The sequence below is a fragment of the Salegentibacter maritimus genome (assembly GCF_016236915.1).
Taxonomy (GTDB): domain Bacteria; phylum Bacteroidota; class Bacteroidia; order Flavobacteriales; family Flavobacteriaceae; genus Salegentibacter; species Salegentibacter maritimus.
The window spans coordinates 1-12451 of the sequence record NZ_JAEHOK010000038.1; the positions used below are offsets into that span (position 1 = coordinate 1).

Consider the following 12451-nt stretch of genomic DNA (forward strand, 5'->3'; position numbering starts at 1 on the left):
TCTAAGCAGTAGGCTTTAAGCTTAAGGCCTACTGCTTATGGCTTAATTACACTACCATTCCCGCGGCAACGGTTTCATTAGTATTCTCATCAATTAGAATAATACTACCCGTATTTCGATTATCACGGTAAGAATCTAACATTAGCCTACGGGTAGTTCTTATTTTAACCCTGGCAATATCATTCATCTCTAAATTTGAATCTTCATTATCCCGTTCAAAAGTATTAATATCCATTTTATAAACCACTTCCTTTATTATCGCCCGCTCTTCATTAGAGGTATGCTTAATGGTATATTTTGCCCGGGGTTTTGCAGGGTCGTTATTCAGCCAGCACAACATTACATCAAATTCTTGTTCCTGCTCGGGTTGGTTATTTTGTTTTACAATCATATTCCCGCGGCTTACATCAATATCGTCTTCCAGGGTTATGGAAATACTCATTGGCGCATAGGCTTCTTTTAACTCCTGCTCCCCGGCATTAATGGATCTAATCTTTGACTGAAAGCCCGATGGCAATACGGCCACTTCATCTCCTACCCGGTAAATACCACTGGCAATCCTACCGGCATACCCCCTATAGTCACGATGTTCGTCACTCTGCGGCCTAAGCACAGTCTGTACCGGGAAACGAGCATCTATTTTATTAATATCACTGCTAATATGTAAATTCTCCAAAGTACTGAGCAAGGTCCCGTTGGGGTACCAGGACATGTTTTCAGAGCGGTTTACCACATTATCCCCTTTTAGGGCGCTTATTGGGATAAACCGAACATCTTTCATAAGAAGCTTAGAGGAAAATTCTTCGAACTGTGCAATAATACTGTTATACACTTCTTCAGAATAATCTACTAAATCCATTTTATTAACGCAAACAATTAAATGCGGAATATTAAGCAAGGAAGCTATAAAAGAGTGACGCTTTGTTTGCTCTATTACCCCGTGACGGGCATCGATTAAAATCACCGCAGCATTAGCGGTAGATGCACCTGTCACCATATTACGGGTATATTCAATATGACCCGGAGTATCAGCGATAATAAATTTACGTTTGGGAGTGGTAAAATACCGGTAAGCAACATCGATGGTAATTCCCTGCTCCCTTTCATCTTTTAAGCCATCGGTAAACAAGGCAAGGTCTACACCATCATGCCCCTTTTTCTCACTGGTTTTACTCACCGAATCCAACTGATCTTCAAAAATTGACTTCGAGTCGAATAAAAGCCTGCCTATCAAAGTACTTTTTCCATCATCTACACTCCCGGCAGTGGTAAATCTTAGTAGTTGGTTATTGTCTATTTCCATTGTTTCTATGCTTTAGGCCTTAGGCTTTATGCTATAGGCCAAAAATGTATTTTAGTTGTCGATTAAAGTCTTTGATATATAAAATATCACTGTAATCTTTGATTTAATCTGTATAATTTTTTCTTTATTTCATTGACCTCATCAAAACAAACCTCAAATGTTCGCTCATCAATAAATTTTAAGTCTTTGCTCAGTATGAAAAAGTATTCTAATTCATGAGCTGAACCAAGTGAAATCTGCACAAACCTATTAAAGTCTTTGTCTGAACCTCTTCCACAACCTTCACTAAAATTAGAAGGTATTGAGTAAGCAGCTCGCTGCATTTGAGAAACTAATTGATATCTCTCTGAATGAGGAAAAGAAAAAGTTATTTTATAAACACGCAAAGTCAAATCATGACTTAATTTCCAAACATCATATTTCTTAAAATCTCTCATTATTGACAGTAGCTGCTATGGCTTATAGCTTATTGCATAAAGCCTATAGCCTCATATTAAAAATACCCCTGCTTCTTCCTATCTTCCATAGCGGTTTCACTACGCTTATCATCTGATCTATCTCCTCTTTCGGTTTTTCGCATAGCCGAAACTTCTAAAGCTATCTTATCAAGCGTATCGGCATCAGATTCTATACCACCGGTAATGGTAATATCGCCAAGGGTCCTAAACCTGATTTTCTTTTTTTCTACCTTTTCACCTTCTTCAAGTTTCAAATACTCCGAAACCGGGATCCAGGAATTACTACGAAAGACTACTTCTCGCTCATGCGCAAAATATAAGGAAGGTATACTAATGTTTTCCCTTTTGATATAATTCCAAACATCCATTTCAGTCCAGTTACTAATTGGGAACGCTCTAAAGTGTTCGCCTTCAAATTGCTTTCCATTTAAAAGGTTCCATAACTCCGGACGCTGGTTTTTAGGGTCCCATTGCCCAAAATCGTCACGATGGCTAAAGAACCTTTCTTTAGCACGGGCTTTCTCTTCATCCCTTCTTCCGCCTCCAATGGCGCAATCTACCTTATTCTCTTCTATAGCATCCAGCAGCGTGGTGATTTGCAAGGCATTTCGCGTGGCATTCTTCCCTTTTTCTTCCGCTACACGCCCTTGGTCTATAGATTCCTGCACAGAACCTACTATTAACTTAACGCCAAGCTTTTCAATCAGATGATCCCTAAATTGTATAGTTTCCGGAAAGTTATGTCCGGTATCTACGTGCATTAAAGGAAAAGGAATTTTACTGGGGTAAAAAGCTTTTTTCGCTAAATGCGTCACTAAAATAGAATCTTTTCCTCCCGAAAAGAGGATTACAGGATTCTCAAATTGCGCCCAAACTTCGCGTAAAATATAGATCGCTTCCGATTCTAATTCGTCTAAATAGTTTAAATAATATTTGCTCATTGTACTGAGATTTTCAGTTTATCTTCAAGGTGTAAAACTATTCTTTTTAATGCATCTTCCAAACTTTCTGTCTCCGTTTTTATTTCCAAATCAGGATTTTGAGGATTTTCAAAAGGTGCATCAATACCGGTAAAGTTTTTAATTTCTCCTGCCCTGGCTTTTTTATATAACCCTTTCACATCTCGCCTTTCACATTCCTCCAGTGAAGTATTTACGAAAACCTCCACAAAATTTTCAACTCCAATTATACTTTTTACAAGTTTCCTATCCTTTTCCAAAGGAGAAATAAAAGAAGCAATTATTACAGATCCTGATTCTACAAAGAGTTTTGCGACCTCCGCTATTCTTCGAAGGTTTTCATACCTATCTTCAGGACTAAAACCAAGGTTATTATTTAGTCCTTTTCGAACATTATCTCCATCTAACGAAAAGGTTTTGATTCCTTTTTTAAATAACTCATTTTCAACAAGATTCGCAATAGTAGACTTCCCAGAGCCCGATAAACCGGTAAACCAGACTACGAACGAATCATGTGCATTCAGTTTATTTCTATCGGTCTTCCCGATATGAAAATCATGTGGAATGATATTTTCCATATTAATAATTATTAGCAGTTTGTTCCTGTAACTCTCGTTTTCTTTCTCTACGCTTTTTCAAACCGTAATCTATTTTATACCATCCCCTTTCATGAAAATAATATAATATCATTTTTGTAATTACTTCAGCTCCACCTACTTTTAGTCCCACCAAAGGATTACCCGAGATAACCCACGCGAGAATCATAGTATCAATTGTACCAACTATTCTCCAGGTTACTGTTTTAGCAATATGGCGTTTTTTACTATCCCCATTTTTAGTGATCCCTGCTCTAATTTTAAACCATACTCTTTCGTGCAGGTAATATAAAACCATTTTAGTAACCACCTCTGCAAAACCAATTTGTAAACCGGTTAAGGGATCACCAGAAATTAGCCAGGCAAGCAAAATTGTATCTGCTGTCCCAATAACTCTCCAGGTAATACTTTTTGCGATATGTCTTTTGTACGACTTACCCAAGGTTGGAAACTAAAAAATAATTATTGAGTAAATTCTCCCTATTATATTTCATAGGTTTTGCGGTTTGCCTGTCTATTACCAAAAGTCCTGCTGCATTACAAATGGCTTGTCCCGCAGCAGTATCCCATTCCATTGTAGGAGCAAACCTGGGATAGACATCGGCTTTACCTTCAGCTACAAGACAAAACTTTAAAGAACTTCCTTTAGAAACTATTTCAACTTCTTTATTATATTTAGCTTTTAACTCTTCAATATAATCCAGTGTATCCTGGTTCATATGGGAACGACTTCCTACAACTTTTATTATATCTCCAATTACAGATGGATGAATTTGATCAAAATTCGATTCCTGAAAATCAAAATCCACTTCATCAACCGTTCCCTTGTAGCTTTTTTGATTTAAAACATCGCCAACGTAAAGCTCATTCTTAGCCGGAACATAGATCACTCCGAACACAGGCTTATTCTGATCTATTAAAGCAATATTAACAGTAAACTCTCCATTCCTTTTAATAAATTCCTTTGTTCCATCTAAAGGATCTACAATCCAGCATTTATTCCAATCTTTTCTTTCTGAAAACTCAAGCTGTTTATTTTCCTCACTTATAATAGGAATCCCGGTAGATCTTAAAAACTTATTGATAATATCGTTAGCACTTTTATCTGCAATAGTGAGCGGTGATTCATCTGATTTTGATTCCACCTGAAAATCTTCAGTTTTATAGATTTCCATAATTTTATGACCACTATCAATCGCTGCTTTAATTGCAGTTTTATAAATCTTTTCCATTCTTATTTTTTTAAACCGGCAAATTTAAAATCTTATTACTGTAGTCCTAGCCCTAAACAAACCTTAACATCTATTTAATTCTTAACTAGCTCCCAATTGCATAAAACTCAAACCCAATATCCTCTTTAGTTTTTCTTTCCAACAACCTTCTTCCATCAAACAAAAAGGCAGGTTTTAGCATTTCTTTATATATTTTTTGCCAGTCTAATTCTTTAAATTCATCCCACTCAGTTAACACCGCTACAGCGTGAGCATCTTTAGTCGCTTCATAAGCTCCGTCTACCACTGTTACCCTGGCTCTATTTTCTTCTGAAGAACGGGTATTCAAATAATCTAAATCGGCATAGATCTGTTCTGTTTTTACTTTCGGATCATACACTACGATCTCAGCCTGTTCGTTCAACAAATAGTCTGCCACATAAATAGCTGCCGATTCCCGGGTATCGTTGGTGTCTTTTTTAAAGGCCCAACCCAGTAACGCAATTTTCTTTCCGGAAACAGTGTTAAATAAGGTTTGCACAATTTTAGCGGCAAACCTTCTTTTCTGATGGTCGTTCATAATAATTACCTGCTCCAAGTAATCGGCTACTTCGTGTAAACCAAAAGATTTTGAGATATATACCAGGTTTAAAATATCCTTTTGAAAACAGGATCCTCCAAAACCAACCGAAGATTTGAGGAATTTTGCCCCAATCCTGGAATCCATTCCCACAGCTTTAGAAACCTCATTTACATCGGCCCCGGTTTTTTCACAGAGTTCACTCATTGCATTGATGCTGGAAACCCTTTGCGCCAGGAAAGCATTTGCCGTTAATTTAGATAACTCTGAAGACCAAACATTAGTGGTTAATAGTCGCTCTCTTGGCACCCAATGGGCGTAAACATCTACTAGAGCATCTACGGCTTCTTTTCCTTTAGCAGTATCAATATCGCCTCCTATAAGCACTCGATCTGGATTCATCAAATCATCTACCGCAGTTCCTTCGGCTAAAAATTCGGGGTTAGAGAGAATTTGATAGTTCACTCCGTTACCGGTATTATCTAAAATATTCTTTAAAGCCTCGGCGGTACGTACCGGTAAAGTAGATTTTTCAACTACAATTTTATCATCTTTAGCCACCCTTGCGATTTGGCGGGCACACAGTTCGATGAACTTAAGGTCTGCAGCCATCCCCTTACCTATTCCGTAAGTTTTAGTAGGTGTATTCACCGAGATAAAGATCATATCGGCCTTATCGATTGCTGCATCTACATCGGTAGAAAAAAACAGGTTTCTACCCCTGGCTTCTTTCACCACTTCCGGTAAACCGGGTTCATAGATTGGAATATTTTCTACATTTTCGTCGTTCCAGGCCTTAATGCGCTCCTCGTTGATATCTACAACCGTAACATTAATTTCCGGACATTTTTGAGCTATCACTGCCATAGTGGGACCTCCTACGTATCCTGCGCCTATGCAGCAGATGTTTTTTATGTTCATGCTAGTTAATTAGTTAACTGGTTAATTGGTTAAATAGTTAATTGGAATCCGCCTCCCAAACTATTTAAAATCAACCAATATCTATTCCTTACTCCTATTTCTTAAATATTTGATATAGCCATTTATTAGTCTGAGACAAGATTCTGCTTTATTCCGAAGCGTCTGCAAGACCTCTTCAGAGATGTAGTCACAGTCCTTTGCCTCAATCCCGTGATCTAATATTTCAGCAACTGAGCCTCTCGCATTTAAAAGAAATTTTATATTTTCTTTATAATGGTATCTTCCCCAACCCTCAGCAATGTTTGCCGTAGCCGACCTCGCTGACCTTAACAGTTGGGAATATAATTCAAAACGCTCTGTTTTCGGCAATTTGGTTAATATTTCCTTTTTCAAATAAAGCTTCAAATCATAACAAGCCTTCCAACAATCCAGATCCTCGAAATTTGATGCCATTTTTTAGTTAATTGGTTAAGCGGTTGATTGGTTTAATGGATATCCATAATAAATATTAAACTGTATTTGATATAAAAAAATTCTTATTCGGAAATATCTGATTTTTAAATCAATCATAAAATAATCGGATATTTTTTTCTAATTAATCAATTATAGTTAAATAAATTCACTAGTCCCGGATCCCTAATTAACCAATCTCCATTCCCAAATTAACTAATCCCCAATTAACTATTCTCAATTCCCGATTTTACAACTTCTTATCACACCTATCTCCCAGCACTCCCTTCACATCATACACAACGGTATTTCCGTTTTTCAATTGATCCAGATTCATTTCCAAAAATTCTTTATGCGCCACGGCTAAAACGACGGCATCATATTTTTCGTCTGGTATTTCTTTTACAGTTGTGAGCCCGTATTCGTGCTTAACCTCTTCCGGATTCGCAAGTGGGTCATAAATGGTCACATTAGTCCCGTACTCCTTGAGATTCTTTATAACATCTACCACTTTAGTATTTCTAACATCGGGGCAGTTCTCTTTAAAGGTAATACCCAGCACCAGGATATTAGCTCCTTTTACTTTTTGGTCATTCTGCAGCATAAGCTTAACAACTTCAGAAGCTACATATTGCCCCATAGAATCGTTCATTCTTCGTCCTGCAAGGATAATTTCCGGATGATACCCAATCTCCTGAGCTTTTTGAGCCAGGTAGTAAGGATCTACCCCAATACAGTGACCGCCAACCAATCCGGGTTTAAACGGAAGGAAATTCCATTTTGTGCCAGCTGCTTCCAAAACTGCCTGTGTATCGATATCCATCATATTAAATATCTTGGCCAATTCGTTTACAAAAGCAATATTGATATCCCGTTGAGAATTCTCAATAACTTTTGCAGCCTCAGCCACTTTTATAGTTGGAGCTAAATGTGTACCGGCGGTAATCACTTCAGCATAAAGCTCGTTTACCTTTTTCCCGATCTCAGGGGTAGAACCGGCGGTAACTTTTAAAATTTTATCTACGGTATGCTCTTTATCTCCCGGGTTAATTCTCTCGGGTGAATACCCAACAAAAAAGTCTTCGTTGAATTTAAGTCCGCTATGTTTTTCAAGCACCGGCACACATTCATCTTCTGTTACACCCGGGTATACCGTAGATTCATAGATTACCACGTCTCCCTTTTGCAGTACTTTCGCAACGGTTTCGCTACTTTTATACAGCGGAGTAAGGTCTGGTCTATTGTTTTTATCTACCGGGGTGGGCACCGTAATGATATAATAGTTGCAATCTGCTATATCCTCAAGATCCGCCGAGCAGTATAAACCATTTCCATTTTCTAAATCTTCTTTTTGAACCAAAGCCGATTGTAATACATCATCATCCACCTCTAAAGTTGAATCGCGCCCAGTCATTAATTCTTTAATTCTAGATTGATTTATATCAAATCCTATTACCGAATATTTGGTAGCAAAGAGTCTTGCCAGGGGTAACCCAACATAGCCAAGACCTATAACGGCTATTCTCCCGGAAGAGGCGACCGGGGGATTTGGAGACTCGGAGACTCGAGTACTATTCTGAGGTTTATTTTCTTCGTTGTCCATTTATATATTTTCCTTTAATCACTATATTATAAAGTCCATTTAGATGGGTTAATTCTCATATTAACCAGCATTCCCAAAATGGAATCATATTTATCAAAAACTACCTTATGTTTCTCATTATCAATATATCCGAAAGCAAGAGCGTAATCCAGCCAAACCTGAGTTTCACCTGCTTCGCCTTCACAATCCACTAGTTTAGACACGACGAAAGATTTCGGATAAATTCTTTTCCTCCAGGCTTCCGCTAAATTCCCGGAAACAGATCGCGAAGATCTTCGGATTTGGTCGGTTAAGGAATACCTTTCTTCTTTAGGAAATAATTTTGAAATTCTAAATATGTCCATCCCGGCTTCGAAAGACAGTTGATAAACCCTTAAGTCCTTATGAGTTCCTATTTTGGCCATAATTCATTTTTTCCAAAATTTATACTTATACTAAGCTCTACTCCGTAAGCCTCCTTCTCTCCCAATCTACTTTTCCACCTTGAGTTTCCTATCTCAAATTCTCCCAATACCAAGCTACGGCTTCTCTCAAACCATCATCAATTCGGTGGCTTGGTTTATAACCCAATAACTTTTTCGCTTTATCGACTGAAGCCAAAGAATGTGGAATATCACCCGCCCTATTTGGGCCATGCTTAACTTCAACATCGGCAATTTTAGGATCAAATTCAGAAAGATATTGTTTGAGCAGTTGTGTAAGTTCCACCAAATTAGTTCTATCGCCAACAGCAGTGTTATACACCTGGTTTACAGCCTCTTTATTCTCGGAAGTAATGGCGCGTAAATTCATTTGAATTACATTATCGATATAGGTAAAATCACGAGAATAAGTGCCATCGCCATTAATAATCGGGCTTTCATGCTTCATAAATTGCATCACGAACTTTGGAATTACGGCAGCATAAGCTCCATTTGGATCCTGCTTTCTTCCAAAAACATTGAAATATCTTAAACCGATAGTATCTAATTTATAGGCATCCTGAAAAATATCGGCATATAACTCGTTTACATATTTAGTGATTGCATATGGTGAAAGTGGTTTTCCTATTTTATCTTCCACTTTAGGAAGTTTTTCAGAATCTCCATAAGTAGAAGAACTTGCTGCGTACACAAACCTTTTTACCCCGGCATCTCGCGCTGCTACCAACATATTTAAAAAGCCAGATATATTAACCCCATTACTGGCAATAGGGTCGGCCAGAGAACGTGGCACAGAACCTAAAGCCGCCTGGTGCAATACATAATCTACATCCTTGCAAGCCTCATGGCAAGTTTCCAAATCGCGAATATCTCCTTCAATTAATTCAAAACTCTTATGATCTTTAAGCTTCTCTAAATTATGCTTATGGCCGGTAGCAAAGTTATCTAAACAAACTACTTTGGCATTTAAGTCAATTAAGATCTCACAAAGGTTAGAACCAATAAAGCCTGCTCCTCCGGTTATAAGAATTTTTTTACCTTCTAATTTCTCCTGAAATTCAATCATTTGAGAATTTTAGTTTAACTTTTAATCAGCGGCAAAGATAGAATTTCTTTATGAGCCTATTGCTAAATAAAACTTAAAGCTTTAAAAACGTTAAGAATTGTTTGAAAGACGGTTTTGACATAGACGGTAGGCAGTAGATTATAAACGGTATTTTGGAGCAGTAGAGAATAGGCCTTAAGCTCTAAGCAGTAGGCTTTAAGCTTAAGGCCTACTGCTTATGGCTTAATTACACTACCATTCCCGCGGCAACGGTTTCATTAGTATTCTCATCAATTAGAATAATACTACCCGTATTTCGATTATCACGGTAAGAATCTAACATTAGCCTACGGGTAGTTCTTATTTTAACCCTGGCAATATCATTCATCTCTAAATTTGAATCTTCATTATCCCGTTCAAAAGTATTAATATCCATTTTATAAACCACTTCCTTTATTATCGCCCGCTCTTCATTAGAGGTATGCTTAATGGTATATTTTGCCCGGGGTTTTGCAGGGTCGTTATTCAGCCAGCACAACATTACATCAAATTCTTGTTCCTGCTCGGGTTGGTTATTTTGTTTTACAATCATATTCCCGCGGCTTACATCAATATCGTCTTCCAGGGTTATGGAAATACTCATTGGCGCATAGGCTTCTTTTAACTCCTGCTCCCCGGCATTAATGGATCTAATCTTTGACTGAAAGCCCGATGGCAATACGGCCACTTCATCTCCTACCCGGTAAATACCACTGGCAATCCTACCGGCATACCCCCTATAGTCACGATGTTCGTCACTCTGCGGCCTAAGCACAGTCTGTACCGGGAAACGAGCATCTATTTTATTAATATCACTGCTAATATGTAAATTCTCCAAAGTACTGAGCAAGGTCCCGTTGGGGTACCAGGACATGTTTTCAGAGCGGTTTACCACATTATCCCCTTTTAGGGCGCTTATTGGGATAAACCGAACATCTTTCATAAGAAGCTTAGAGGAAAATTCTTCGAACTGTGCAATAATACTGTTATACACTTCTTCAGAATAATCTACTAAATCCATTTTATTAACGCAAACAATTAAATGCGGAATATTAAGCAAGGAAGCTATAAAAGAGTGACGCTTTGTTTGCTCTATTACCCCGTGACGGGCATCGATTAAAATCACCGCAGCATTAGCGGTAGATGCACCTGTCACCATATTACGGGTATATTCAATATGACCCGGAGTATCAGCGATAATAAATTTACGTTTGGGAGTGGTAAAATACCGGTAAGCAACATCGATGGTAATTCCCTGCTCCCTTTCATCTTTTAAGCCATCGGTAAACAAGGCAAGGTCTACACCATCATGCCCCTTTTTCTCACTGGTTTTACTCACCGAATCCAACTGATCTTCAAAAATTGACTTCGAGTCGAATAAAAGCCTGCCTATCAAAGTACTTTTTCCATCATCTACACTCCCGGCAGTGGTAAATCTTAGTAGTTGGTTATTGTCTATTTCCATTGTTTCTATGCTTTAGGCCTTAGGCTTTATGCTATAGGCCAAAAATGTATTTTAGTTGTCGATTAAAGTCTTTGATATATAAAATATCACTGTAATCTTTGATTTAATCTGTATAATTTTTTCTTTATTTCATTGACCTCATCAAAACAAACCTCAAATGTTCGCTCATCAATAAATTTTAAGTCTTTGCTCAGTATGAAAAAGTATTCTAATTCATGAGCTGAACCAAGTGAAATCTGCACAAACCTATTAAAGTCTTTGTCTGAACCTCTTCCACAACCTTCACTAAAATTAGAAGGTATTGAGTAAGCAGCTCGCTGCATTTGAGAAACTAATTGATATCTCTCTGAATGAGGAAAAGAAAAAGTTATTTTATAAACACGCAAAGTCAAATCATGACTTAATTTCCAAACATCATATTTCTTAAAATCTCTCATTATTGACAGTAGCTGCTATGGCTTATAGCTTATTGCATAAAGCCTATAGCCTCATATTAAAAATACCCCTGCTTCTTCCTATCTTCCATAGCGGTTTCACTACGCTTATCATCTGATCTATCTCCTCTTTCGGTTTTTCGCATAGCCGAAACTTCTAAAGCTATCTTATCAAGCGTATCGGCATCAGATTCTATACCACCGGTAATGGTAATATCGCCAAGGGTCCTAAACCTGATTTTCTTTTTTTCTACCTTTTCACCTTCTTCAAGTTTCAAATACTCCGAAACCGGGATCCAGGAATTACTACGAAAGACTACTTCTCGCTCATGCGCAAAATATAAGGAAGGTATACTAATGTTTTCCCTTTTGATATAATTCCAAACATCCATTTCAGTCCAGTTACTAATTGGGAACGCTCTAAAGTGTTCGCCTTCAAATTGCTTTCCATTTAAAAGGTTCCATAACTCCGGACGCTGGTTTTTAGGGTCCCATTGCCCAAAATCGTCACGATGGCTAAAGAACCTTTCTTTAGCACGGGCTTTCTCTTCATCCCTTCTTCCGCCTCCAATGGCGCAATCTACCTTATTCTCTTCTATAGCATCCAGCAGCGTGGTGATTTGCAAGGCATTTCGCGTGGCATTCTTCCCTTTTTCTTCCGCTACACGCCCTTGGTCTATAGATTCCTGCACAGAACCTACTATTAACTTAACGCCAAGCTTTTCAATCAGATGATCCCTAAATTGTATAGTTTCCGGAAAGTTATGTCCGGTATCTACGTGCATTAAAGGAAAAGGAATTTTACTGGGGTAAAAAGCTTTTTTCGCTAAATGCGTCACTAAAATAGAATCTTTTCCTCCCGAAAAGAGGATTACAGGATTCTCAAATTGCGCCCAAACTTCGCGTAAAATATAGATCGCTTCCGATTCTAATTCGTCTAAATAGTTTAAATAATATTTGCTCAT

At 37.9% G+C, this 12451-nt stretch carries 14 protein-coding genes; all 14 read right to left on the minus strand.

Annotated elements, in window-relative coordinates; genetic code table 11:
- Nucleotides 1–46 precede the first annotated feature (46 nt).
- A complete protein-coding gene (locus I6U49_RS16305) occupies nucleotides 47–1303 on the minus strand; it encodes a sulfate adenylyltransferase subunit 1 (RefSeq protein WP_198628768.1) in 1257 nt (418 codons plus the stop codon).
- A gap of 86 nt (nucleotides 1304–1389) precedes the next feature.
- The gene (locus tag I6U49_RS16310; RefSeq protein WP_198628769.1) at nucleotides 1390–1740 is read right to left on the minus strand and encodes a four helix bundle protein; all 351 of its coding nucleotides are present in this window, start codon (nucleotides 1738–1740) and stop codon (nucleotides 1390–1392) included.
- A gap of 56 nt (nucleotides 1741–1796) precedes the next feature.
- Complete coding sequence (cysD, locus tag I6U49_RS16315) at nucleotides 1797–2702, minus strand: sulfate adenylyltransferase subunit CysD (protein ID WP_198628770.1); 906 nt, start codon at nucleotides 2700–2702, stop codon at nucleotides 1797–1799.
- On the minus strand, nucleotides 2699–3298 hold the full coding sequence (cysC, locus tag I6U49_RS16320) for an adenylyl-sulfate kinase (protein WP_198629632.1): 600 nt from the start codon (nucleotides 3296–3298) through the stop codon (nucleotides 2699–2701). Before cysC ends, cysD (I6U49_RS16315) begins: the two co-directional genes overlap by 4 nt.
- A 1-nt stretch (nucleotide 3299) precedes the next feature.
- A complete protein-coding gene (locus I6U49_RS16325; RefSeq protein WP_198629633.1) occupies nucleotides 3300–3758 on the minus strand; it encodes a DUF2061 domain-containing protein in 459 nt (152 codons plus the stop codon).
- Nucleotides 3751–4548, minus strand: coding sequence for a 3'(2'),5'-bisphosphate nucleotidase CysQ (cysQ, locus tag I6U49_RS16330; RefSeq protein WP_198629634.1), 798 nt, complete (start codon nucleotides 4546–4548; stop codon nucleotides 3751–3753). Before cysQ ends, I6U49_RS16325 begins: the two co-directional genes overlap by 8 nt.
- An 85-nt stretch (nucleotides 4549–4633) precedes the next feature.
- A complete protein-coding gene (locus I6U49_RS16335; protein ID WP_198629635.1) occupies nucleotides 4634–6028 on the minus strand; it encodes a UDP-glucose 6-dehydrogenase in 1395 nt (464 codons plus the stop codon).
- 81 nt (nucleotides 6029–6109) lie between these two features.
- Nucleotides 6110–6481 (minus strand): four helix bundle protein, encoded by a 372-nt coding sequence (locus I6U49_RS16340; RefSeq protein ID WP_198629636.1) that lies wholly within the window; start codon nucleotides 6479–6481, stop codon nucleotides 6110–6112.
- Nucleotides 6482–6728: 247 nt separating this feature from the next.
- Complete coding sequence (locus tag I6U49_RS16345; protein ID WP_198629637.1) at nucleotides 6729–8081, minus strand: nucleotide sugar dehydrogenase; 1353 nt, start codon at nucleotides 8079–8081, stop codon at nucleotides 6729–6731.
- A 26-nt stretch (nucleotides 8082–8107) separates the two neighbouring features.
- Nucleotides 8108–8485, minus strand: coding sequence for a four helix bundle protein (locus tag I6U49_RS16350; RefSeq protein ID WP_198629638.1), 378 nt, complete (start codon nucleotides 8483–8485; stop codon nucleotides 8108–8110).
- An 88-nt stretch (nucleotides 8486–8573) separates the two neighbouring features.
- Nucleotides 8574–9569: an SDR family oxidoreductase gene (locus tag I6U49_RS16355; protein ID WP_198629639.1), complete on the minus strand. Its 996-nt coding sequence runs from the start codon at nucleotides 9567–9569 to the stop codon at nucleotides 8574–8576.
- A gap of 226 nt (nucleotides 9570–9795) precedes the next feature.
- Entirely contained in the window at nucleotides 9796–11052 is a 1257-nt protein-coding gene (locus tag I6U49_RS16360; RefSeq protein ID WP_198628768.1) for a sulfate adenylyltransferase subunit 1, read from the minus strand.
- An 86-nt stretch (nucleotides 11053–11138) separates the two neighbouring features.
- Nucleotides 11139–11489, minus strand: a complete 351-nt coding sequence (locus I6U49_RS16365) for a four helix bundle protein (protein WP_198628769.1) — start codon at nucleotides 11487–11489, stop codon at nucleotides 11139–11141.
- Nucleotides 11490–11545: 56 nt separating this feature from the next.
- Nucleotides 11546–12451: sulfate adenylyltransferase subunit CysD (gene cysD, locus I6U49_RS16370; protein WP_198628770.1), on the minus strand; the 906-nt coding region annotated here is incomplete at its 5' end.